The organism is Bradyrhizobium genosp. SA-4 str. CB756 (assembly GCF_000473125.1).
Classification (GTDB): domain Bacteria; phylum Pseudomonadota; class Alphaproteobacteria; order Rhizobiales; family Xanthobacteraceae; genus Bradyrhizobium; species Bradyrhizobium arachidis.
This window is the reverse complement of sequence record NZ_KI421499.1, coordinates 6,168,695-6,192,384: the sequence shown is the minus strand read 5'-3', so window position 1 is coordinate 6,192,384 and position 23,690 is coordinate 6,168,695. Positions and strand designations below refer to the sequence as shown.

Sequence of the window (23,690 nt, the reverse complement as noted above, 5' to 3'; positions counted from 1 at the left end):
CGTTTTCAAGGGCTGCGCGCTGTTTCGACTAGAGACATTATTCTAGCTCGCTGCCCGGTCGATTGACAGATGAGGTTCGTCCTCTTGCGCGGAACGACAAAGAAAGCGGCGGAAATGGATAGGCGAGCGGTGTTGAAACCTGCGACAGTCGCTTCAGCTGGCGCTCTGAATGCGCCTTACGTTCACGAGGAAATATGTCGGCATCATACTACGTGTAAACGGATAGGTGAGTACTTGGCGCCGTTTCGCCGTTAAGTCTATCCGCCCAAGTACGGGTATCGCCCCGCGCGTGCAATGCCAAATGTGAAAGGTCGCTTCGTGGAGGAGCCCCTCCTTAATCGCCGGGCCATAGCCGTCGCACTTTTGCTGGCCCCAATGGTCCTTCTTCTCATCGGTTTTCTGGTGATACCGGTTTTGGGACTGTTCCGTTCCAGTTTTCTGCCCGGTAATCACCTTCTCGATGGGAGCGGCTTTAGCCTGACGCAGTACGTTCGCTTCTTTTCGGATTCTTATTACTCGTCTGTGCTGTTGGAGACCTTCAACGACGGGCTTATCGTCAGTTTAATCTGCATGGGAGTGGGGTTCCCTACCGGATATTCTCTCGCTCGTCTCCCCGCTTTCGCGCGCCGCTGGCGAACGATTATCGTAATCATGCCGCTGACGCTCAGCCTTGTGGTGATTGTGTTCGGCTGGCTAGTCATTCTCGGTCGCAATGGACTCGTCAATTCCCTCTTCGTGAGTCTCGGCGTATTCTCTTCGCCGAAAAACCTTCTCTTCAGTCGTCCGGCAGTCTTGATCGTGCTAGTGCAGCAGTTCCTTCCATTCATGATCTTGTCTGTCATGAGTGTGATTACTCAAATAGACCCAGTGCTTGAACAGGCGGCTGCAAATCTGCGCGCCAATCGTTTCGCTACCTTCCGAAAGATCATCATTCCACTCGCCATTCCTGGTATTCTTTTGGCCTCAACCTCGTCTTTGTGCTGTCGATCTCAGCATTCATCACACCCCGTCTCATCGGCGGAAATCGCGTCGCCATGCTCGGAAGCCTTATCTATGAGCGCATGATGGCCGAGCTGAACTGGCCGTCCGGCGCAGCGATGGCTTTCGTCTTGTTTGTGAGCGGACTCGGTTTTACGGGGGCGCTCAACGCCTTAGCCGCGTCACGCTTTATCATCGGAGGCCGACGATATGCGCTTTGATCTCATTGATTACGCAATGGCTGTTTCGGGCGCGTTCATTCGCGTGATCGCGTACGCGATGCTCGCGTTACCAGCGATTTTGGTGATTGTATCGTCGTTCACCAGCGGTGACACGATGAATTTCCCTCCTACTGGCTTTTCGCTGCGATGGTATCAAAGAGCTTGGCAGAACGAGCTTTTCATGACTGCGCTCTGGACCAGCACATACGTCGCCGTGCTCGTCGCAGTTATCGCGATGGTCATCGGCTTCGCGACCGCATTCGCGGTCAATCGATTTTCATTTTCAGGAAAGGCATTATTGCAGGCCCTTGCTTTCTCGCCATTGATTGTCCCGTCGGTCGTACTCGGCATCGGATTGTTGCAGCTGTTCGCGTGGCTGAATCTTACGCAGACAATCTATCCGTTGCTCCTGGGCCATTTGGTTCTTGCCGTCCCGTACGTTGTGCGTACGATTCTTGCGAGCCTTGCCCTGCATGATCGCGTGCTCAAAGAGGCGGCGATGAATCTCCGGGCCACGCCCCTGCAAGTCATTAGGCAGATCACCTTGCCACTCATTCTGCCTGGTTTGCTGTCCGCAGCAATTTTCGCTTTTGTGACATCATTCGGAAACGTCACCGTCTCCACGTTTCTTACCTACGGCGGCAATGTGACCTTGCCCGTACAGATATTTTCGTATGTCGATACCAGCTATGATCCGCTCGTTGCGGCCATATCGAGCATTGTGATCGTGGTGACACTGGTCGTCATTTTGGCGATCGAGGGCCTGATTGGCACGGGCAGTCTGGCGTGACGAGGATTAAAGATGGCGGCTTTGTCTTATGAGCATGAAAGCACTGTGTGGGAAGCCGGTGGTCCTGTCGTGGAGTTGCGCTCGGTTTCCAAGCACTTTGGTCACTCGGTTGTTGTCGCGAACTTTTCGCTGCGTGTGCGTCGAGGCGAATTGGTTTGCCTGCTTGGTCCATCGGGCTGCGGCAAGACAACGACGCTACGAATGGTCGCCGGATTTGTGGAGCCGACCTCTGGCACCATAGCCATTAATGGCATCGATATGACTCACCAGCCGCCATATCGGCGGGATACCGGAATGGTATTTCAGAGCTACGCGTTGTTTCCGCATATGACGGTCGCTGAAAACATCGCATTTGGCCTGGAAAACCTGAAACGGTCTCGCGCCGAACGAGAGAAGCGCGTCAGCGAAATGCTCGATCTCGTCGAGCTGCCGCATGTCGCGCAACGACTGCCGAGCCAACTTTCTGGCGGACAGCAACAGCGGATTGCGCTCGCGCGCGCACTGGCGATGCGACCGGCAGTGCTTCTTCTTGATGAGCCGTTTTCAAATCTGGATGCGCAATTGCGGGTTCGTATGCGGGAAGAACTGCGAGAGGTGGTCCGAGGCGTTGATGTTACGACTTTGTTTGTAACGCATGACCAGGAAGAGGCGCTGACCATGTCGGATCGCATCGTGGTTATGAACGCTGGTCAGGTTGAGCAGGTTGGTACGCCTGGCGAGATCTATGAGGCGCCAGCGACGTCTTTCGTCGCGAGTTTTATTGGCTGGTGCTCCCTGCTGCAAGGAACGGTCGGCGCTGATGGCGCCTTCACGTCAACCGCCGGCCTGCGTCTCGTTGGCACATGGACCGTTGGACCTGGGACCGCGGTGATCCGGCCGGAACAGATCAAGCTTTCGACGGATGGCACTGCTGGGCAATCGCTGTTGGCGCGCGTGGTTCAAGCTCACTATTACGGAGGGGCAACACGGCTCGTGCTTGACGTCAACGGTGAGCGGTTGATGATGCAGGAGCGCTTTCCGTTTGGGCGTCATCCGGTGCCCGGCGATCTCCTCAACATCACTATCAATATAAATGAGATCCGCGTCCTTCCAAGGTGTCCATCGCACCCTTGAACTGAACCGGTCGAGCAAACCAATAAGCACGTTGTTTTTGGCGAACAGCGGTCCGCCATCGATGCCCGTCAAGTCTAATACCGAGAATGTCCACACCTGGATATCATCCAAGTACGCGTCCGACGTGGCCGTTTTGCCGAGCTATGCGCCGGTCGAAACGAGATTGTCGTACGGCGGTATGTTCGATCACCCACCCTTACTGGGCGCCGCCGTTTCAGGGGCTTGGGCTAGAAGCTAGAGTCTGCCGCGGATAGGAGGTTGTCATCAGTACTGCTGTTGCTACGTGGTCCTGTACTATGATCGAGCTTGTCGCGCGGCTAGGCATACGCCGGCACCGGCGTCGAACTTCTGCAGAAGATGACAGCATGATTGTCGCAACGCAATCGACCCAGAATTAGCGGCTAAGTCTAGCGCACATGCGGTGCGTTGGGGAACTCATCCGATTTTTGGAGTAAGGAATCTTGACAATCCGAGACGAAGTATTCAGGTCGCATCGGCCTGTCGTCATGAGCGATCGCGGGATGGTCGTGGCAGGTCATCCCAAGGCGTCGGAAGCCGGAGCCGCTATGCTGCGCAGCGGCGGAAATGCGATGGATGCGGCGATAGCGGCTGCCGCGACGCTCGCCATTGCCATTCCCTTCATGAACGGTCTTGGAGGCGACGCTATCGCTCTCTATGCGACACCGGATGGCGATGTCACCGCGATCAATGGTTCTGGCGCGACGCCGCGCGCTGCGTCGCTTGACGCGCTGCGCAAGCACGGTCTGACCGCAATGCCACGGCGCGGACCCATCCCGGTCACGGTACCGGGCGTGGTTGCAGCTTGGGGTGAGGCACTCGATCGGTTCGGCACTCGCTCACTGGCAGAGGTGCTGGAGCCAGCGATCGAGCTCGCCGAGCGGGGCGTCGCGCTCGACGCGTCCGCAATTCAATTTTTCAACGGAGCCGAATACGCCGATCTCGTGAAGGAGTTCCCAGCGTTAGCATCCAATTTCGGTCCGTCCGGAGGGCGTCGGCTCCGGGAACGTTTGAAGCAGCACGCCGCTGCGCAGACGATGCGGGTTCTGGCAAACCAAGGTTGGCGATCGTTCTATTCTGGTAATCTTTCTCGGAAGTGGCTCGCCGAGGCGCGCAACAAAGGCGTGCTGATAGACTGCGAGGACTTAAAAAGGCACGCGACGTTGTTCCAACGCGGGCTGTCAACGACGTGGCGAGGGCGGCTGGTGCATGTGGCCCCCCGAACTCGCAAGGGCTTGCATTGCTAGGGATACTCGCCCTGTCCGAAGTCCAGCCCGCGCCGCCGCTCTCCGACGGATCAGATCCGCTCATCGATCCCATCGCCTATCTGGCCCGGAAAACCGTCGCATTTGCTATGCGCGACGCTTACTGTACCGATCAACGAAGGATCCGTGTGCCGCCGGATCTGCTCTCTCCCGACCGCCTCGGGAAATTGGCGCTCAAAGCAGGACCCGCCATGAGCATTGCCGGCGGCGGCGATACTTCGACATTGGTTGTCGTAGATGCCGCGGGACGCGCTGTGTCGTGGGTCCAATCGTTGTTCGAGTCTTTTGGCTCGGGAATAGTCTGCCCAAATTACGGCCTCGTCCTTCACAATCGCTCCATGCTCGAGCGCCTCGACATGGATCCGGTGCACGGTCTCCGTGGCGGGTTTCGTACCTTCCATACGCTCTGCCCGGCTCTGGTGACCGGAGCAGGGGGCGTAGAACTAGTCATCGCTACGCCGGGAGATCATGGCCAGCCGCAGGCCTTGCTCCAGGTCATACGACGCCACTTCGAGCAGGGGCTCGACATCCAGTCCGCTGTAGAGTGGCCGCGCTTTCGCCACGACGACGGCAGGGAAATCATGCTTGAGAGCAGATGCCCGTCGAATTGGAACGATGCCCTGATCAAGGCCGGCTGGACAGTGAAGCGAGTAGACAGTTGGTCCCGCTTAATGGGCGGAGTAAACGCGATCCGAAAGAAAGACGGCCTGGCAATGGGCGGCGCGGATCCGCGGAGATCTTCATACGCAATTGCGGAGTGATTGACCAGCTGAGGGGATCCCACACCGCTCACACTCATCGGCGAGGTAGCTGACAAGATCGCCGCGTCGCCAGGCCAACAGTGGGGCAGCTTCTCGATAAGTATACTGTGGGACACCTTCCTTGTGCCTGGCCCGTCAAAGGGGCATCTGCGGGACGCCTGCTCGCTCCATGGTACACATGGTGATCCTGGCGCGGAATCACGAAAGGTCCATAGAATTCATCGCGAGCGCAACTCGCTGGTCAATGCATGGTGAGAAAGCCGATCGAAGTCTCCTGATCAAGTCCGCCGGAGCGCTGATGCAGACGGGCGATACAATCAGACCCGGTGTGTACGAGAGTGTGATGTCGCAGCTGCCAGCTAACCAGCAGATACCGAGCACGCCTGAATTTGGGGAAGCTGGATTGCTTGTGGCTGATGTAGCTGGACGAGCGCTTTTGAGTCGCATCCGCATGGACAGACGATCCGCTGCCCGCATTAACAACGGTCTAGTTCACGTCTCCATCGGCAAGCCTTCTGTTGTCTGAGAAAGTGAGCCTCGCCTTAGAAACGTCCGGCCGATTGGACACATGAAGAGGTTCAGCCGAGCGCCGCGCGGCGTGAACTGTGGAAGCGCACTCGCCATTATTCAGAGCGGCTATGAGGCCTCGGTGACGCCGCGCTGCTAGATCGGAAAGGCAGCCGAACGACACGTTTCAGTCGTTAACTCCTTTAAGCGGCAGCCTCGCTGTCGCTGGAACCGCGGCGGCGATTGGGTCGACGCATTGTTGAGTGGGCAGGTAGGCGCAGGGCCGTTCCGGTCACGCTCGCGATGTGCTTGTTGCACAGGAAAGAGTCAGATTGACGACTACTACGCCGAATTTCTGCGCGCGAAGCCTTATATTGAATAAATCCAACATTCGCGACTATTAGCCTTTGTGCCTGGGAGAACAACGTTCGCGGTGGGCACGTGGCTGCGGGCGAGCCTTCAGCGCCAGAATACCCCGAGGCAACAGCGGCACGACTTTCAGACCACGCCCCGTTTCATAAAAAACGTGAAATCATTCTTCAAGTCGCCGCGAGACCTGTTCGTCGAATGAGAAACACAGAGGGAAGCAAAGAGAGGAGATTGCAGAAATGAGAAGGCGGACATTCTTGCAATTGACGACAGCGGCTGGAGCCGCCGCTTTGGCCGCGCCTTACGTCCATGCCCAGTCGAAAAAGTTTGCTGACATTATCCTGCGCATAAACGGATATGGCGGTTTCTACGATGAAAGCTTTATGAAGAGCGTAGGAGCGCCGCTCGAAGAGAAGTACGGGCTGAAAATTCAATTCAATTCAGGTTCCTCTGGATCGGACCTTATCAAACTGATCGCGAATAAGGACAATCCACCGTACGACATGTACATGGCCGATAGCGCCGTCATGGTCGAACTCCTTAAGGCCGGCGTCATTGATGAGATCAAGGCGTCGGACGTTCCCAACGTCAACCGCATACTTCCCGGATTCCGTGAATACGGTGACTACGGTGTACCTTTCAACGTCGCGTCCGTGATCCCCGTTTATAATTCAAAATACGTCAAGCCGCCGCTTACCTCGTACTCGGATATTGCTCGGCCGGATCTGAAAGGTCACGTGGTTATTCCGGCAACGACACAAGACACTTCCAGCCTATATCTTCTTGGGCTAGCTGAGGAGAACGGTGGCTCGATTGCGAACATGGAGCCGGCGTTCCACATACTAGCGGCCGCAAAGCCGAATATAGTCGCGCTCACGCAGACGAATGTCGCGGCCGTGCAGATGTTTCAAAGAAGAGGCTTGGGCGGGCAGTTTCTGGGATGGCCGCGCCCACGAACTCCGCACCAAGGGCATTCCCATTGTGACCGTCGTCCCACCCCAAGGCATTTACTCGGTCATCATCTACATGAACATCGTCAAAGGGATGAAGCATCCAGAGGCCGCACATGCGGTGGCCGAGCAACTACTCTCCGATCAAGGCATGCTCGGGATACCCCAGGCACTTCGGTATGGTGTAACCACGGATGTCAAGTTGCCGGAAGATCTTCGCAAAGAGCTCCTGTTCAACTCACCTGAGCGCAACGCCCTGAAAAAGATGGTCGACTGGCAAAAATGGATGGCAGGCCGCAGCGAGCGGATCGAGCGTGTCAATAAGACAATTCGAAGCTAGTTGGTCTTCGTAGTGCGCTGTGCGCGCGGAGGTCTTCAGGCTCTGCGGGGCGCGACGGTGAAAGCCAAAGCTGGGTGCAAGTCCAAAGTTATCCTTTCTCGCCAACTGTGCCTCAATGGAGGGCCCATGAACCAGCTGCAAAGGCCGTTTTCGACCGCTGAGATGAGGCAGCGGATCAACAACACGAAACATAGAATGCAAGCGTCAGACACTGATCTCCTGCTCGTCAGCTGTCCCGCGAATATCTTTTATCTATCGGGGTACGATGCCTGCTCATACTATACCCATCAGATGTTGATCGTTTCTCTCACTGAGGATCAGCCGATCTTGGTTGTACGAAAAATGGATGAGTTGGGCGCACTTCTAACTGTCTATATGAAACCGGAAAACGTGCTTTCCTATGGAGACGATTTGGTGGGGGCAGACTCATCACATCCGATGGATTTCATTGCATCTATCATTCGATCTAGAAACTGGGGTTCAAAGAGCATTTCGGTCGAGATGGACAACTACTACTATTCCGCGCGATGCCACGAAGTGCTCACCAGTCAATTACCAAATGCAAACTTCAAGGATGCAAATCGACTGGTCAATTGGGTCAGAGCAGTTAAGTCGCCCGTGGAACTTGAATACATGATCCAAGCCGGCAAAATCTCAACCCAAGCAATGTATGAAGCTGTAAACGAGATTGCGCCGGGGGTAAGACAGAGTCAGGTTGCAGCGAAGATCTATTATAGAGAGATATGCGGTGATGACGCCCATTCTGGAGAGTACATGTGTAAGCCGCCGCTGCTACCCACCGGTCGACTGTCTGCTACGCCTCATCTGACGTGGGTAGATGCCGCGCACAAGCAAGGCGAACTAACTAGTATCGAGCTCGGTGCATGCCGACATAGGTACCATGCGCCCTTAGCAAGGGCAATACATCTGGGTGCGCCACCGACGCAATTAAAGGAAACGGCGACAATACTGATTGAAGGGTTGACGGCTGTTGTTGAATCCGTCCGCCCAGGCGTGACGTGCGGTGAGGTTGACGGTGTTTGGCGTCGGGTCATCAATCGCTATGGGGTGCTCAAAGACTCTCGCATTGGTTATCCAGTAGGAATCGGATACCCTCCGACATGGGGGGAGCTTACTTATAGTCTACGGTCATCAGATCGGACCATACTCAAGCCAAATATGACATTCCACTGCATCCCCGGAATCTGGACTAACGAGTGGGGTTTGATGATCAGTGAATCGCTTCGCGTGACGGAAAGTGGGGCCCTATGCCTTTGCGAGTTCCCAAGAGAGCTTATCGTCAAGTGATGCTGATCCGTCGTCTCAAAAAGCGTCAACTGTGTTGTGCTCCTGAAACACCAAATCTGGTCTGACATTGGAGCAGAGCTGAGTCATTGAGGGACGTACTTCGCCGCTGGCGTTCGAGGTCGAGGCTGTGCGTCATCACCTAGTGAGCCATATCGTATGCTCAGGCCACCGGGTCTCGCGCGCATTGCCAGTGACGCGCTGGCCCGAATTGTAGGTACTACCGACATCCATGGCACCCGTATCGACGCCGACGACAAGCGCCGCTGCACTTGAGCAAACCTTCGGCGAGATCCCTTCAAACGTGGGCGACGGTTACCAGATCGAGTCCGTCCGGATAAGTCGCATTCGCAATCGCGATGGTGATTGGTCTGCAATGTTGAAGTTTTCTAGATGCGAGACGTTCAGGAAAAAGGAGACAGATATGGGAATCGATAAGCAACCGGTGCTAGGAATCATTCAACTGGACTCCGCTCACGCGATGGAGGGGGCGTCGGGGGACGTCATTGAGCGAAGCGACCTGATGCCATTCTCGATCGGAGATCCATCACTCTGGCATTTGCCATTGCAGAGCGTAATCGCCAAGCGTGCCGACATCATCGCAAACAAGGTGCCGACTCCCGAAGCCGTTAGCGGCATCCTCGAGGCGGTCGGCCGCTTAGATCCGCATGTTCAGCTGATCATTGGCGGCTGCGGCTACATGTTGGCATCCCGAAAGTATCTGTATGGGCGAACATCGACTGCCACGCTCACCAGCGGGCTTGAATTCCTGAGTCTGGCACTGCGGATGACCAACAGGCCAGTTGGCATTATCACTTGGGACGTGGAGCCCCTCGTTTCTCTACTTGAAGATCATCCTGGTTCGGAGCGCTTCCGCTTCCTGAATGTTGGGGACCTGCCGGAATGGAGTAAGTCGTGGACTTGCCGATCCGCCTACCGCAAGCCAGGTGGTTGGACCAAAGAGCGGATGGCGCAGCAGTTTGCTGATCGGCTAGCTGAAGCGTTCGCCGAAGATGGCATCTTTGAAGATGTCGGCGTTCTGGTGATCGAATGCATGATCGTGCCCGATTTCCGGGAGACGATCCGTACTGTCACTTCTCCTCCGGTCCTCGACCTGATTCATTTCGCCAAAGCTGCGCTCGAGTAACCGAAACTGGACCAGATGCAGCCGGCCCACAGCAATGTTCCGTGTATCCTCTGCCTCCAATCCAGTGTTCTCGTCGAGAACTAGGTCGCGGTTCTCAGGCTCGTGGCTGATCAAATACTGAGCTAATCAAGAAATTGGGCGGAGGTCGCCGAGTTGAAAGTTAACCTAGCAACACCTGTTCATAACTCTGTCTATCTGACCGTGCCAAATGAAGGACTAAGCACCTCCGACACGCGCGGTGCCACAATTGAGTCGAGCACAGAGTGAAGGCGGTTGTTACGGCGTCGTGTGTGATTGGGCATTCAAGATCGAAGCGCTGGAAATCACGCACCGGTTCTTCGTCGCCGGATATTGTCCGATATAGCGGCGGGACCAAGTCTCACACGCCCTGACGCGTCGACATTCTCCGAGTACGCAAGTGGCTGCGACCCCGAGCAGAAAGCATCTCCGAAGCACGAGCGGGGCCGGCGAAACGTATCTCGTCTCTCTCGGCCTCGCTGCCGCGCTCCTACGAAGACTTTAACAAGTCTCGACCACTGGTTGTCTGGTTCGTTCGCTCGATACCTAGACTGACCAAAACAGTTCAAGCACTCGTAGGGGCGGGTATGTCGATCTTGCCAACCAACCGTTCGCCTTCCTCCAAATGGCCTTCCGTGAGCGCCCACTATTCGCAGCTTGGCACGGCGTCACTGGCTTTGGTCATCTTGGCAAGAAGCTTAGCTTCCACCTCGCCGCCAGCAAGCCCGTACTTGTTGTAGAGCTCCTGTATCGCACCATTTTGGATCAACAAGCGCAGCTGTTCGTTGAATGCATCGCGCAAACGAACGTCTTCCTTGCGGAATACTGCGCCCGAGCCGTGCGCTGGCGACTGTTCGTCGAGGACGAACTCGACCCCTTTCTGCTCCGGATTGGGGATGACGAATTGAGCCTCCAGATACGCGTCAGCGCGACCGCCGACGACTGTCGCGACGCCAGCCTGAACGTCAGGCACGCGCACGAACTGCTCTGACTTGATTCCCTGCTTAAGGGCGTAGGGTTGCCAAGCCGCGGATGTAATGATCGCCACCTTAATATCAGGGCGGCTTGCAACGTCCGTGGCGCCCGTCAGATGCTTCGGGTTACCCGGCGGGACATACAGTCCGAGTTGAGCTGCGAAGTAAGGCGCCGCGAATATCACCGCTTTGCAGCGTTGCTCCGTGATGGCCAAGACGGAAACGTAGTTGAACTGTTGGGCCTGCAGTCCAGGGATCATGGAATCCCATTGCGTAATAACCGGGGTAACCCCTGGAAGGCCCAAGCGTTTGAGCACCATGTTCTGCAGGTCGATCAAAATGCCCGTCGGCTCTCCGCTCGACGACATGGTCATGTAAGGGGGCATCGAGGCGACCGCCACCTTGACTTCGCCGGCTTTGCGGATCGAGGCAAGAGGATCCTCGGTTTCCGAAAACGCTGGAAACGAATAGCCGGTCAATGTGAGCAGCCCGACCAACAACGAGAGTTTGAGTGTCGCACGCATGAGGTCTCCTCCTTCAAAATTTATCAAATCTCAGGCACGATAGCGTGATAGAGGGATTTTTTTGCGAGTCATTTCCCGCTTTAGGCCGAAAAACTGCATCGGCGGCGCCGAATCGCATGTTTTTGCTCGACCAGCGGTGTTGATAACCGTTATCTGGACAGCGAGGGCGAGTATGTCCCGATTTGAAATTTGCGCACCGGGCGTAACGATGAACCTGCGCTGCTTGATGCCGGCGCTCAGGGGAGCGAGCGTCGTTGACGTTTAGGACGGCCCTCAAGGCCGGTAATTGTTTGGGTGCTTTTGGTCGCCGGAAGCCCTTGGGCGCGTCGATTATGCTGGCGGCGGCGCAGGGCCATGCTCGCACGCGCCATCGCTTGGCGTTGCCACAGGCACGCCTGATCGTGCCGTTCATGTTCTCGATGATGTCTATGCACGCGAACGCCAGAGCTCCTTCGGCAAGCGCAAGCGCGTCACCGTAGCGACTCCGACGAGCCCTGATGTTGCGGGCGTTGTGTATTTGACACGTTGGATTGGCGTGTGCCGGCCAACGGTCGGGCGGGTCGCCTTCGTCAGCGCGTTGGCTAGGTCGACCATGAAAAAACGACAGGCCTCCTGGATCGAGCCGTCGGCCGCTGTACGTTGTTCAGGAGCGCTTGCACCGTCGCGGTGTTCTCCGTCGCGCCTTTGGATGGCGAGCAGATCGAGTTGCGACTGATCAGACGACATCCATTCGGCCATCCGCACAGCCGACAGCTCGAACCGACGCGATACGGCCGATTTGGACCAGCCATCGCTAAGTTCTGTTGGCACATCGTCGTCGGGCAGACAGACCGTGCGGCCACTTGTCGAGACGTGCAGCAGCATCAAGTTCGCGGCCAGCTTGCCGAGCCACTCCTCGGATTGGGCAGCTTTAACGTTGGAGCAAGACGGTGCGCCAACTACGTCCCATCACCACCGGTTATCCGGACGCCCGCACCGTGTGCGCCTTCAGGCCTATCGGCATGCTGACGAGCAGTTCGCACCTCGCCGTTGCTGATTTTGTGAGCGCTGTCACTTGGGTCCTCAGATAATCGGGCAACGGCCGACGAGCGTTTCCTTTTCGTCTCGATATGCTCGACACCCGCAATAAAATGGGCCGCGCAAATCTCACTAGCTAGACTGGCCTTCGCCGTCATCGGGCGCGACGCCGCGTTATCGGAAAACTGGTTTAGCCAAACCAAGCTGAAGTCCTCCATCAAAAGCTCACGCCTAACGGCGTCGTTTAGATCAAACAAAAATGCTTTCGGCGAGCAGATATGGCGGGCGCGGATGCGCTCGGAAATATTGGCGCTGGCGCATCGTCCACTCTGGAAATCGACTGGCTTCCTATCGTCGCTCGCATGTTCTTGGAAGCTGCGCGCAATTTCTGCGCTTCCTGGCTAAATCCGCAGAAAAAGGAGCGTCGGTCTAGTCTACCATGTTTGCCATACCTTCGAGAACTAACTCGATGCGCACAATCACAGAGGAGCTTGCAAGGATGGCGCCTGTATTTCCAAAGGTCGAATATCAAGAACGTCTGACGCGGTTGCGCCAGAAGATGAATGAACAAGGATTGTCTCTACTAGTCGTGGCTAATCCGGCGAATATCAATTATATCTCCGGGTATGATGCTATGACCTATCAAAATACCCAGGCTCTACTTGTGCCGAGCGCTGATCTCGATCCAGTTTGGGTTGGACGTGCTGTCGATGTCATTTGCGCGCAGGAGACAACTTGGCTTTCCGCGGACAATATTGTCGGCTACGCTGAGGTCTATGCCGACAACTATCCGAATCACCCGATGGAGGCGGTCGCAGGCGAGATCAAAAAGAGAGGATGGAGCACTGGCCGGATTGGTTACGAAGGTGACGCCTTCTATTTTAGCGTGCGCGGATTTTTCACTCTTCAAAAAAATCTCCCCGGGCCTGAATTGGTTGATGTTGGCGTTCTGGTCAATTGGCTCAGGACAATCAAGTCACCGCGTGAGATCGAATTCATGCGCCGGGCTGCAAAGATCGCCGACAAGGTCATGGGCATCGCGGTTGATTCTCTTAAGCCAGGAATCCGTGAAAACGACTATGCCGCGCGAATTGTGCAAGCGCAAATCGAGGGCGACCAAGAGTTTGGCGCCAGCTACCCCACTGGCACTCCGTTCATTCAGACCGGAAAGCATGCGGGTATGGTCCATGCACCATGGACAACCGACGTTATTGATGACGGCAGCATCACAGTCATGGAATTTGGGGGGTGCTACTTTCGCTACAATGCCGGAATTGCGCGTACTGTCACCCTCGGTAAGCCGAGTGACCGTCTGACTCGATTGGCAAGTACCGTGCACGAGGGGCATGCAGCTGCGCTGGCGGTCATGAAGCCAGGCGTGACATGTCACGATGTTTGGGCCGCATGGCAAGCGGTGCTGGAGCCCAGTGGCTTTAAAAAGCACACGCGAATTGGATATACTCTTGGTCTAAACTATCATCCCACTTGGCGCGAATACACTGCAAGCTTGGAGCGCGGAAGGAAGGATGAGCTCCGGGAGGGCATGTGTTTCCACCTCCTCTGTGGCATGTGGACCGGTGACGGTACGATCAAGGGCGACCCGAACTACTGTATTAGTGAAACGGTTCTGGTTACCAAGAATGGCGCCGAGACCCTGACGAATTTGGAACGGAAGCTCTTTGTCAAGCAGTGAAGCGAGCTTCCGCGAGACAATGTGATGGCAGGGGATCGATAGCCCTGCCATCCTCTCCTGTCCGCTGCGACAGCCACCTCATGCAGCTCCTGCTGATATAGCTACCACCGATTTTATGCTAGCTTATGACAATCCCCTCGCGCACTCATAAGGAAGTGCGGAGGTCGATTGCGGAGCACGGATGAGCTGTGGCACCCCGGCGGGAGTGCGCGAGCTGTGGCATCGCTCTGTCAACGGCTGCGATAACGCAGTAGCCAGGTGCGACGAACGCTCGGTGCCGAACACAACACGCCGCTCGCTGTTTGAGGGGAAGAGACGGCCTACACGTGGTGACTGACATCATTTTTGCGACACCGGCTGAATGTGTGATTTTCAAGCACCGTCTGTCCCAAGTTGTCGTCATTCAGCGCATTGAGTACCTGATCTGACGATGCTAAGCGCCCCGTCGGGGGTAACCTGGATCTTGTAAACGGTACAGAGCACGGCCTTGTGACGATAAACAAAGAGCCTTGCCGCCGAGGATGGTGTTGCGTGGATTATCCTCGGCGCCTGTAAGCGTGCAACGCTGACCTGCGCTTAGGTACTAGCGCGTCGTGCAGATCGCCGAGCCCTCAATCAACACGCCGATGCCTAAGTACGGACAATAAGGCGCTTGCGTCCGGCATCAATAATCCACGGTTCCGCGCCTTCAAGCGCGGTTGACTGCGAATTGCCCATTGACCAGTTCTGCTGGCGGAGCGCCCGGGTTGGGCTGCTGAGAGAGCTCGTTCCCACTTCGCGACCTTCGCGCCGAGAAGACGGCGGGCTTGGTCACAAGGCGCGCCGCTGATGCAGGAAGGAACCAGGGAGGTCATGCCCAAATCCGTCGCATGCGGTTGCGCGAGTAGCGAATCCAAGCGCAACACCCGTGGCTTTTCCCCGCGCGAATGATCCCTTCGCGCCCACAAACTTGAGGCGGAAGGGATCCTCATCTTTAGGATTGGTAATGCTATTGGCGTGTGGCTGGTATGCACATCTATCGAGATCCATCGAAATTCACCAAGGACTTCGGGTCGAGCGCGGGATTCAGTCGCCAAATCGCAGTTAATGCATTTATTGCGCCTGGATCACCATTATGATTCACAATCAATGCTTTGTGAGGGGCAGCGGGCATACCCCGATAGTGCCGCCTAACAGGAGGACGCACCGCATTATGGCCGACGACGGACTCGAAGCGCTTGATGGCTCCCGAGATGCAGCTCTCAACCGGGCGGCCGGCACACAGCCGATGCTTTATCGGTCTGGTGCGGCCCGTTTTAATACGCGGCCATTTGTAAAAAACGAGATTCTGACGCGGATTTCTCTTCAAGACCTCGGAGCAATTGGCGAATTCCTTGAGCCAATCGTTCTTAGAGAACGCATGGTTCTTCAAGAGCCAAAAAGGGGGCTCGACCACGTCTATTTTATCGAATCAGGACTCGTTTCGCTGAGGATTGTCGCGGCTGGAAGCATCCTCGAGACAGCGGTGATAGGACGTCGGGGAGCTGTCGGTGCTTCGTTCTTAGTAGGAGGGCACCTTTCGACGCGTCAATCAGTTGTGCTCTTTCCGGGAAGCGCGCACAGGATTCGCATCGAGGACTTGCAGCGCGTGATGCACAAGCACCCCGACGTTCGAGAACATCTTCTTCAGTACGTTCAAGCGCTGAACTTACATTGCGCTCAGACTGGATTATGTGGCGTTCGGCATGATCGGGAGAAGCGGTTAGCTTGCTGGCTCTGTTTGGCGAGTGACGCTCTCGATGCCGGTGTGCTTCCAGTTACCCATGATTACCTGTCTTCCGTCCTAGGATTGCGCCGCGCCGGAGTTACGGAGACGCTAATCCGTTTCGAAGAACAAAGAGTGATTCGTAAGACGCGCGGCGTGCTGCATATCGATGAACGTCGTTACCTCGAACAAAAAGCATGCAGCTGTTATAAGCTTATTTCAGGTGCTTATGCCTCAATTGAGGCAGCCACTTCAGCAATCGAGCTGCCGGGTTAGCAAGATCGCGCTTCCGTATCAGAGACGAGTTGGCGAGGGGCGTGCCGGCATCTAGCACTGCCCCGCGCCGCGGAATTGGAATTATTTCCAGACAAAGTCCCTGTCATCTCTGGGGCAAAGCCACCCAACAGTTCGGTGGCGGGTGTGGCGATCGGCTTGCGAGCAAAGCTCGAGATCACACCAGAATCTTGGCAAGTCGGCATACGGCGCGAGAAGAGGCGGATCCATGACGAGCTTTGTCGCTTTCACTGACCGCGTTGCGTTGTGAGCGACAATCATTGTGAGCCGCGGCTAATCTGTAACGGCCTGACGAGGCGACCCGAACGTGCGGGTCTTCGGTTCGCCGAACCGGCTTTGCGGGGGTCATCGAGATCGCGTCGCACTGTTCGCGGCAGCCGCACGGTACTCGAGTTTTGTTTTTCTGGCGAATGAGCGGGCACTGCTTACAAACGTGAGCGCAACGACTATCGGTCGGCTGCTAAGCGCGTAAAGATCGCTGCAGTCACCAAAGCTGCCGCGTAGTTCAACGCAAGTGGCGGCACAAACTGTTTCGGTAATATCGGTCTCTAAAATGCCTTCATGCAGCTTGCGGGCTTCACGATAGTAGGCCCTCTCGCAGTTCTCCATGCGTGGACGAACTGACGAACGACCCGGCAATAACTTCGACGGTAGTAAGAGCTGGTTGACGCCAGTGATGCCGCCGCCGCTTCCCACAAGACCGTCCGAGTTCGGCGGTAGGATCGAGCCGTGAGACCGCGCGCTCGGAAAAAACTTTTCCTTGACGATCCGCTCCTTCGACTCCCGCGACCAGGTGCGATAGCTCCACCCCGGACTTACCGCAAGCCGCTCGGGTGTGGCCGTGATAACTTCGAAATTCCTGGCGTCAGAGGTATGTTCGCTCACGTGGACACCTGCAAAGAAATAACCAGGAAATTCTCTGGCAATCCAACATCATTCCCCACGTGGAAGCACCTACACGCTTACGCGGAACCGCAATACCGACGCACAGCTACATTCGCGATCGAGACGAGCACCTGAGGGTGACGGGTTGTTTCAAGATGAATTCAACATCCCAGTTAAGGGATGGTGCGGAGCATGGCTCTCATGGAAGCTGGTTTTTGCACGGACGAAATCAACGAAACGGTGTTTTCCGGTGCCCTTCGCGTTCCTATGCAGGACGAGACTGACAAATTGCCTTAAGTGACGTTCAACAGTTGGTTATCGAGGCGATCGGCAGGATCGGCGGTCATCTGACTAACGGGCTGACTCAAGCATCAGCGCGAGGGCGGGTTCTCGCACGAGTGCTCGCGAACGAAGAAAGGCTTGCCTAGGCCGAGGATGACGACGGCAGGGCGGTGCGCGGCGAAAAAGGCGAACTCGTCTGCATGACCTTCGTCGGGGCGGTCATGTTCTGCCTCGATCCAAGGGCAAGAAATATCGGTTCGCCTACTCGAGCGTTTGATAATGTCGATGCGTTGAAATTCGCCGAATGGACGGAGTATGACGGCGTCGTCAGCCAGGTCGGTCGAACGCGACGCTCATTCCTCTTAGCGTGCGCAACGCGGAAATCTATAAGCGGGTGGAGCAGATGGAAGACGTCGCGGACAACATCCGCAGCGGTGAGGACTGGGACACGACCTGCTCATTATGACGAACGACGCTCAGATGATTGTCCCGCGTGTGTGCAAATGACGATGCAGAAATCGGGCGGAAATGGCCGATCAACAGCGTATTTCTGCAGCCACGGCGGTGGAACCTCGGCGAAAACGCAAACTAACCCTTATAGGGTTTGCTTTGACTATCTCGAGTTTGACCGCCGAAACGTGACGCTCCTCTAACGGCTCCTCCACGACCAGCGGCGCGAACGGCGGCTGCGAAGCCTCGCACGACCGCAATTCGTCTCGCTGGCGAAAGCGTCGTCGCCAATCGTAAATCTGCCAACGCGTCCCCCGCGCCTGCGCGCCACCTCCGATACCTGAGCAGGCAGCAGACTTTCCGCGACGATCCGACCCCGCTCGGCGTGCGCATACGACGAAGACTGCCTGATTGACGCATGCGCGCGAGAGCCGGATAGCGCTATGATAGCGCTGCGTGAAGGTTAGGCAGCCTGCTGATCGGTGGGTTCGTTGGCTTGGCGCGGGAGCTTGGGCAGCAGTTCGTGCAGACGCGAAGCGAGAAGATCGGCGACACCCTTAAGACGACAGGTGGTGATCATCGTCAGCATGATGGCGGCGCGGTCGGCGCCGCGTACGAAGGTCCAGTTGAGCCTTCCCAAGGCGATGCCGCGCAACGCTCTTTCGGCGGCGTTATTGCTGAGGCAGATCCTGCCATCGTCGAGGAAGCGGGCAAAGTCGGGCCAGCGCCTGAGCATGCAATTCATGGGATTCAGGAACTCGGACGGGCGCGAGAGGGTTTCTCGCGCGCGCAGCAGCCAGGCGTGCATGTCGTCGAGCAGCGGCTTGCTTCTCTCCTGGCGCACGGCTCGCCGCTCGTCGGCGCTGCGGCCGTTGATGGCGCGCTCGATCTCGAACAACGCATCGAGGCGTCTGACCGCCTCCAGCGCGATCGGTTTACCCTTGCTGCCTTCCCTGGCGTTCTTCTCGATATCGGCCAGCTCGAACAAGCCCCGCCGCGCATGCGCAAAGCAGAATGCCGGCGTGATCGGCATCGCTTTCTTTTGCGGGTCGAACAACGGCTCGAAGCCGCTATAGCAATCGGCTTGCAGGATGCCGGCGAAGGCGGCCAGATGCTTCTGGGGATGCTCGCCCCGTCGGTCGCTCGAGGCGCAAGAGACCGCAGCCGGCTGCGCCAGCCCACCGTAGGGCCGGTCATCCCGCACATAAGTCCAGATCCGGCCGGTCGTGCACTTGCTCTTGGCCAGGATGCGGATGGTGGTGTCGTCGCCATGAAGACGCTCGGCTGCGAGCACATGACGCTCGATCAGCTGGAAGAGCGGCATGACGGCGAAGGTTCCGTGGCCGACCTGGTCGCCGTCGACAGCGGCAGGTCGATCTTCTCGGCCTTAAAGCGCACGCTCTGGCGGTTGAGCGGTACGCCTCCGGCGTAGGCCGCAACCTGATTGGATTATTCTGACGGCCATCGCTTAAGTAACTGCGGATTTTCTTTATAAATTTGGATGAGCTCGATGAGGCGCTCGATGCCGAAGTCAGTGAACGCTTGAACGCCGTCTTCGCCAACGCCAAAGCCCAAATGGCGCCGTCCTCGATCTCCATTTCGTTGTCGACGTCTCGTAGCCAATCTTCATCTTCGCCGAGGTCTTTTGCGACCTGGGTGATGGTGGTGACGTGATGGGCCTTGTTGACGTGGGTGGTCATGCCGCTCGAGCGGAGATCGCTGACGCCGGCGTCCAATTCCAGGGCAGAAGCTCGTCCAGCCGATGAGCCGGATGAGCGGCAATGCGGGCAAGGATATCGGTCAACCACGCCTGCGGATCGACGCCGTTCATCTTGGCCGTTTATGCTGCCCGCCGAACTATGCCGATTCGGGTCGTTTTCCCCAGATTTCTGGCTGACCGGCGTTTGGTCGGTTCGCCATAGTTCGTTCTGTGCCTCCGCTGTCAACAGCGGAGAACAGGAAGATGGAAGTTGAAGAGTACCTGGGCAGAAGCCGGCTGTACCGGCGTCTCAGAAGCGGGCCGCACGGACGGCTCGTCGAGTGCTATGCCGTTCGTCTCGTCGAACAGAGGCTCGTTCGGCACGGCGCGTGGCGTTGCCTCAACGTAGTTGGCGGGCTCCTGAGTTGGATCGCGGGCCGTCGCTATAAGCTGATTGATCTCGATGAGCAGGTCGTTGAGCGGTACCTCCGACATCGAGGCGGGAGGCAGTCTATCCAACCTGGTGACCGGGCAGCGCTCAAGCGATGGTTGTCGGTGCTGCGCGAGGAAGGCGCGATCGCGCCGTTGGTGCTACCGCCTCTCACCCCGCACGAACGGATCTTCAAGGAGTTCGATGCCTACCTGCGATCAGAGCGCGGCTTGGCCCCGAGGTCCATCGTACGCCATCTCCCGGTCATCCGCAGGTTTTTGCACGAGGTGTACTCCGGCGGCGCCGCCGCCCTGTGCAAGATCGACCAAGAGGACGTGATCCGCTACATTGAGCGCCACGCCCAGGATTGGAGCGCAGGAACAGGCAAGGCAATGTGCTGGTCGCTGCGTGCCTTTCTCCGTTACCTCTACCATCGGGGGCTGAACGCGCGCCTGTTGGCGGATTGCGTTCCATCGATGCGCCGATGGAAGCTCGCAACTCTACCGACCTATCTGCCTGCCGCTCAGGTGCGGAAGGCTCTCGACGGTTGCGACCGAGAGACGGTGATGGGACGCCGCGACTACGCCATTCTGTTGTTGCTGGCCAAGCTCGGCCTGCGGGCCGACGATGTTGCGACGCTCACCCTCGACGATATCGGCTGGCGCGCCAGCGAGATACTCGTTCGCGCCAAGGGCCGACAGCGTGCACGAATGCCGATACCGCCAGACATTGGCGCGGCTATCGTTGCATATCTGCGCAATGGCCGCCTAAAGTCGTCGTGCCGACGGCTGTTCGTCCGCACACTCGCGCCACATGTCGGCTTTGCTTCCGCATGCACGATCACCATGATCGCCAAGGCCGCTCTCGATCGCGTTGGAATCGAAGGTTGCGCCCACCGCGGCGCCCACATCTTGCGACCCAGTCTCGCTACCGAGCTTCTCCGATCTGGCGCGAGCTTTTCGGAGATCGGACAGTTGCTGCGACACGAGAACCACGACACCACCCGGATTTACGCGAAGGTCGATATCGATGCGTTGAGAACATTGAGCCTGCCCTGGCCGGGAGGCGTGCAATGACCAATCTGCGCGCCGCACTCGATAAGTACCTGAGCATGCGCAAGGGGTTTGGATACAAGTACGAGCACCAGACCCGTCGGCTCGCCGACTTCGTCGCCTTCATGGAGAAGCGCAAAGCCAGGATCATCATCACGACGAAGCTGGCAATGGAATGGGCAACGCTGCCGCCCGATCGTCATGCATCCTGGGCGCTGCGATTGAGCGACGTGCGCGGGTTCGCGCGCCATGTCGCCAACTTCGATCCGAGAACGGAGGTACCGCCCGTCGGCATGCTGCCCGGATGGAAGCGCGCCAAGCCCTGTGTCTACAGCGACGCGGAGATCGATGCGTTGCTGACGGCAGCGCTGGCTCTGCCGCCAGCGGGCGGGCTGCGCCGATGGACCTACCATACCCTGTTCGGGCTGATCGCGGTGACGGGCATGCGTATATCCGAGGCGATGGACCTGGAGCGTGATGACGTCGACCTCGACGCCGGCGTGCTGACGGTCCGGCTGACCAAGTTCGGCAAGTCGCGGCTCGTGCCATTGCATCCGACGACGAGAACCGCGTTGCGCGACTACGCCCGCCGGCGCGACGCGATGCTCGGATCACGCTGCGGCTCGACCTTCTTCGTTGCCGAACAGGGAGGCCGCTTGCTGCACCAGTACGTTCATCGCGTCTTCTGGCGATTGTCCCGAGAGATCGGGCTGCGGCGCCCAGGTGATCGTACCGGACCACGCGTGCACGACTTCCGTCATCACTTCGCCATCCGGACGCTGCTCGACTGGTATCGCGAAGGCAAGGACGTCGAGCAGCAACTCCCAGTGCTCTCCACTTACCTCGGCCACGCCTGCGTGCGTGATACCTACTGGTATCTCTCGGCCTGCCCCGAGTTGATGGAAGAAGCGGCGCGGCGTCTCGATCGGCGGTGGGAGGTGACGCCATGAAGCCCGCCTGCAATGTCGCCACGTTGATCGAGCGCTTCTTCAACGAGCGCCTCATGCGCCAGCGCAATGTTAGCGCCAACACGATCGCCTCCTACAGGGACACGTTCCGGCTGCTGTTCATGTTCGCACAGGTGCAGCTGCGGAAGCCCCCATCGGCCCTGACGCTCACCGATTTGCACCCAACGTTCATCGGCGCGTTCCTCACCGATCTCGAGGTAAAGCGCGGCGCCAGCGCGAAGACGCGTAACCTGCGTCTGACCGCTATCCGATCCTTCTTCAGGTTCGTGTCCTTCGAGGAGCCGGCACACAGTGCGCTGATCCACCGCGTGCTCGCCATACCGAGCAAGCGCCACGATAAGCGACAGGTGCACTTCCTCACGCGCCCCGAGATCGAGGCGGTTCTCGCCGCGCCCGATCGAACGACGTGGCTTGGCCGCCGCGATTACACCTTGCTGCTGGTCGCGGCCCAGACGGGCTTACGCCTCTCAGAGCTGACTGGCCTTGACCGGGATGCCATCCACCTCGGGTCTGGCGCACACGTACGATGCGTCGGTAAAGGGCGGAAGGAGCGGACCACTCCGCTGACCACACTCGCTCGGTGTGCGCTCCAGGCATGGCTCAAGGAGCCGGTACGGAAGGGAGCAACAGCGTTGTTCCCCAACGTGCACGGGGGCCGGCTCAGTGCCGACAGCGTCCAGTCGCTGCTGGGAAGGCATGTTCGTGTCGCTCACAAGAATTGCCCGTCTTTGAAGGCCAAGAGCGTGTCACCGCACGTGCTGAGGCACAGCGCTGCGATGGAACTGCTGCAAGCCGGCGTCGACTGCTCCGTGATCGCGCTGTGGCTCGGTCATGAATCGGTCGAGACGACGCAGACGTACCTGCACGCCCACCTCGCCCTCAAGGAAGCTGCCCTGGCGAAGCTTAAGCCGTACGAGCGCGGCAAGCGAACCCGCTTCCAGCCGAACGACCGCCTGCTCGCCTTCCTAGAGGCGCTCTGAACGTCCAGACTATGCCGAATGGAATGGGGCAACCGTGCACGCGATCGACGGTGCCAGCGTGACAACGACGTGCCATACCGGACCCGTTCGGCATAGTTCGGCGGGCGGCATAAACGGCCCTATGCCGAGCGCGGCATAGGCACGTGACGATCAGGCTGTACATAGCCGCAGCGCGCCGCCCTCCGCGATCAGAGCCGCAGAACAGCCAGGACTTCCGTCCAAGGGCGATGCCTCGCAAGCCCCTTTCGGCGGCATTGTTGGAGAGGCACACGCGGCCGTCCTGAAGGAACAGCGTGAAGCTCGCCCATCGCTTCAGGATATAGTTGAACGCCTTGGCCAGGTCGTGACCGCGCGACAGTTTGGCGAGCTGCTCGCGCATGTAGACCTAAGCTCCTTGACCAGAGGCCGGCTCAGCGCCTGCCGCAGCTGAAGACGCTCGTCGGGGCTCCTGCCATTGATGGAGCGTTCGATCTCGAACAGCGCATCGATCCGCCTCACGACCTCAATCGCGATCGGCGAGAGCGGGATTTCCTTCTTGCCAGCGGCCTTGCGCCGGGCATTCTCTTCGATGTCGGCCATGGCAAAGAACGGGCGCCGTCCGTGTGACCAGCAGGCAGCCTCCCGGATTGGGCCTGGCTGGCGCCCCGCCAGATAGAGCTGGTTGTACCCATCATAGGCGTCGGCCTGCAGGATGCCGGCATATCGGGCCAGATGCACCTGGGGATGCTCGCCCTTGCGGTCGCGGGAGTAATAGAACATCGCCGCCGGCGGCCCCGCGCCCCCAAAGGGCCGGTCGTCCCGGACGTAGATCCAGCACCGTGCCATATCGGTCTTGCCCTTGGCCAGCACCGGCACGGTCGGGTGAGTAGGCCGGAGGGATTTCACCTCCAGCCTCTCGCAGAACCGGGCGTGAGAC

The 23,690-nt window shown here is 58.0% G+C and carries 14 protein-coding genes and 6 pseudogenes; 13 read left to right on the top strand and 7 right to left on the bottom strand.

Translation table 11 applies throughout. From position 1 onward, the window contains the following. The first annotated feature begins 294 nt into the window (after positions 1-294). From BRAGE_RS49865 to BRAGE_RS0129760, 8 genes and pseudogenes are all read left to right on the top strand, one after another. Positions 295-1,065 (top strand): ABC transporter permease, encoded by a 771-nt coding sequence (locus BRAGE_RS49865; protein WP_084334999.1) that lies wholly within the window; start codon positions 295-297, stop codon positions 1,063-1,065. Between the two features lie 123 nt (positions 1,066-1,188). Continuing rightward, entirely contained in the window at positions 1,189-1,989 is an 801-nt protein-coding gene (locus BRAGE_RS0129790; protein ID WP_084334997.1) for an ABC transporter permease, read from the top strand. A gap of 12 nt (positions 1,990-2,001) precedes the next feature. After that, a complete protein-coding gene (locus BRAGE_RS0129785; RefSeq protein WP_051378141.1) occupies positions 2,002-3,102 on the top strand; it encodes an ABC transporter ATP-binding protein in 1,101 nt (366 codons plus the stop codon). A gap of 506 nt (positions 3,103-3,608) precedes the next feature. Further along, a pseudogene (locus tag BRAGE_RS57990) lies at positions 3,609-5,146 on the top strand (gamma-glutamyltransferase family protein). Between the two features lie 1,115 nt (positions 5,147-6,261). Beyond that, positions 6,262-6,924, top strand: a pseudogene (locus BRAGE_RS57985) (extracellular solute-binding protein); the annotation flags it as partial. Positions 6,925-7,048: 124 nt separating this feature from the next. Then, positions 7,049-7,312 carry a hypothetical protein gene (locus tag BRAGE_RS57070; protein ID WP_231164248.1) on the top strand — a complete coding sequence of 88 codons (264 nt, stop codon included), beginning with the start codon at positions 7,049-7,051 and terminating at the stop codon, positions 7,310-7,312. Positions 7,313-7,438: 126 nt separating this feature from the next. After that, positions 7,439-8,620: a M24 family metallopeptidase gene (locus BRAGE_RS53330; protein WP_084334991.1), complete on the top strand. Its 1,182-nt coding sequence runs from the start codon at positions 7,439-7,441 to the stop codon at positions 8,618-8,620. Between the two features lie 421 nt (positions 8,621-9,041). Beyond that, positions 9,042-9,764: a hypothetical protein gene (locus BRAGE_RS0129760; protein WP_084335021.1), complete on the top strand. Its 723-nt coding sequence runs from the start codon at positions 9,042-9,044 to the stop codon at positions 9,762-9,764. A gap of 664 nt (positions 9,765-10,428) precedes the next feature. Here the strand turns inward: BRAGE_RS0129760 and BRAGE_RS0129755 are convergent. Both BRAGE_RS0129755 and BRAGE_RS0129750 read right to left on the bottom strand, forming a co-directional pair. After that, the gene (locus BRAGE_RS0129755; protein ID WP_027564523.1) at positions 10,429-11,280 is read right to left on the bottom strand and encodes a transporter substrate-binding domain-containing protein; all 852 of its coding nucleotides are present in this window, start codon (positions 11,278-11,280) and stop codon (positions 10,429-10,431) included. Between the two features lie 426 nt (positions 11,281-11,706). Next, entirely contained in the window at positions 11,707-12,144 is a 438-nt protein-coding gene (locus BRAGE_RS0129750) for a hypothetical protein (protein WP_028146415.1), read from the bottom strand. A gap of 652 nt (positions 12,145-12,796) precedes the next feature. Here BRAGE_RS0129750 and BRAGE_RS0129740 point away from each other — a divergent pair. Both BRAGE_RS0129740 and BRAGE_RS53325 read left to right on the top strand, forming a co-directional pair. Then, positions 12,797-13,990, top strand: coding sequence for a M24 family metallopeptidase (locus BRAGE_RS0129740; RefSeq protein ID WP_027564520.1), 1,194 nt, complete (start codon positions 12,797-12,799; stop codon positions 13,988-13,990). A 1,192-nt stretch (positions 13,991-15,182) separates the two neighbouring features. Further along, positions 15,183-16,010, top strand: a complete 828-nt coding sequence (locus BRAGE_RS53325) for a Crp/Fnr family transcriptional regulator (protein ID WP_084335019.1) — start codon at positions 15,183-15,185, stop codon at positions 16,008-16,010. A 363-nt stretch (positions 16,011-16,373) separates the two neighbouring features. Here BRAGE_RS53325 and BRAGE_RS55030 read toward each other — a convergent pair whose 3' ends face one another. The 4 genes and pseudogenes from BRAGE_RS55030 to BRAGE_RS53315 all read right to left on the bottom strand — a co-directional run. Next, the gene (locus tag BRAGE_RS55030) at positions 16,374-16,913 is read right to left on the bottom strand and encodes a hypothetical protein (protein ID WP_141263430.1); all 540 of its coding nucleotides are present in this window, start codon (positions 16,911-16,913) and stop codon (positions 16,374-16,376) included. 1,195 nt (positions 16,914-18,108) lie between these two features. Further along, a pseudogene (gene tnpC / locus BRAGE_RS49860) lies at positions 18,109-19,061 on the bottom strand (IS66 family transposase); the annotation flags it as partial. A 33-nt stretch (positions 19,062-19,094) separates the two neighbouring features. After that, positions 19,095-19,345, bottom strand: a pseudogene (locus BRAGE_RS57065) (hypothetical protein). Further along, positions 19,342-19,485 (bottom strand): annotated as a pseudogene (locus BRAGE_RS53315) (transposase domain-containing protein); the annotation flags it as partial. The pseudogenes BRAGE_RS53315 and BRAGE_RS57065, both read right to left, overlap by 4 nt. A 123-nt stretch (positions 19,486-19,608) precedes the next feature. On the opposite strand from BRAGE_RS53315, the gene BRAGE_RS0129715 reads away from it, so the two are divergent. From BRAGE_RS0129715 to BRAGE_RS0129705, 3 genes are read left to right on the top strand one after another with little or no spacing between them, the layout of a single operon-like run. Then, positions 19,609-20,850, top strand: a complete 1,242-nt coding sequence (locus BRAGE_RS0129715) for a tyrosine-type recombinase/integrase (RefSeq protein WP_028146413.1) — start codon at positions 19,609-19,611, stop codon at positions 20,848-20,850. After that, complete coding sequence (locus BRAGE_RS0129710) at positions 20,847-21,776, top strand: tyrosine-type recombinase/integrase (RefSeq protein WP_027564515.1); 930 nt, start codon at positions 20,847-20,849, stop codon at positions 21,774-21,776. The genes BRAGE_RS0129715 and BRAGE_RS0129710 overlap by 4 nt, the downstream gene beginning before the upstream one ends. Further along, the gene (locus BRAGE_RS0129705; protein ID WP_027564514.1) at positions 21,773-22,774 is read left to right on the top strand and encodes a tyrosine-type recombinase/integrase; all 1,002 of its coding nucleotides are present in this window, start codon (positions 21,773-21,775) and stop codon (positions 22,772-22,774) included. The genes BRAGE_RS0129710 and BRAGE_RS0129705 overlap by 4 nt, the downstream gene beginning before the upstream one ends. A 142-nt stretch (positions 22,775-22,916) precedes the next feature. On the opposite strand, the pseudogene tnpC (BRAGE_RS49850) reads toward BRAGE_RS0129705, so the two are convergent. Further along, a pseudogene (gene tnpC / locus BRAGE_RS49850) lies at positions 22,917-23,635 on the bottom strand (IS66 family transposase); the annotation flags it as partial. Positions 23,636-23,690: the final 55 nt, after the last annotated feature.

Excerpts from the sequence above, each read along its gene's own strand:
- BRAGE_RS49865 (WP_084334999.1), top strand. The coding sequence starts at position 295 with ATGCCAAATGTGAAAGGTCGCTTCGTGGAGGAGCCCCTCCTTAATCGC.
- BRAGE_RS0129790 (WP_084334997.1), top strand. The coding sequence starts at position 1,189 with ATGCGCTTTGATCTCATTGATTACGCAATGGCTGTTTCGGGCGCGTTC.
- BRAGE_RS0129785 (WP_051378141.1), top strand. The coding sequence starts at position 2,002 with ATGGCGGCTTTGTCTTATGAGCATGAAAGCACTGTGTGGGAAGCCGGT.
- BRAGE_RS57070 (WP_231164248.1), top strand. The coding sequence starts at position 7,049 with ATGAACATCGTCAAAGGGATGAAGCATCCAGAGGCCGCACATGCGGTG.
- BRAGE_RS53330 (WP_084334991.1), top strand. The coding sequence starts at position 7,439 with ATGAACCAGCTGCAAAGGCCGTTTTCGACCGCTGAGATGAGGCAGCGG.
- BRAGE_RS0129760 (WP_084335021.1), top strand. The coding sequence starts at position 9,042 with ATGGGAATCGATAAGCAACCGGTGCTAGGAATCATTCAACTGGACTCC.
- BRAGE_RS0129755 (WP_027564523.1), bottom strand. The coding sequence starts at position 11,280 with ATGCGTGCGACACTCAAACTCTCGTTGTTGGTCGGGCTGCTCACATTG.
- BRAGE_RS0129750 (WP_028146415.1), bottom strand. The coding sequence starts at position 12,144 with ATGCTGCTGCACGTCTCGACAAGTGGCCGCACGGTCTGTCTGCCCGAC.
- BRAGE_RS0129740 (WP_027564520.1), top strand. The coding sequence starts at position 12,797 with ATGGCGCCTGTATTTCCAAAGGTCGAATATCAAGAACGTCTGACGCGG.
- BRAGE_RS53325 (WP_084335019.1), top strand. The coding sequence starts at position 15,183 with ATGGCCGACGACGGACTCGAAGCGCTTGATGGCTCCCGAGATGCAGCT.
- BRAGE_RS0129715 (WP_028146413.1), top strand. The coding sequence starts at position 19,609 with ATGGAAGTTGAAGAGTACCTGGGCAGAAGCCGGCTGTACCGGCGTCTC.
- BRAGE_RS0129710 (WP_027564515.1), top strand. The coding sequence starts at position 20,847 with ATGACCAATCTGCGCGCCGCACTCGATAAGTACCTGAGCATGCGCAAG.
- BRAGE_RS0129705 (WP_027564514.1), top strand. The coding sequence starts at position 21,773 with ATGAAGCCCGCCTGCAATGTCGCCACGTTGATCGAGCGCTTCTTCAAC.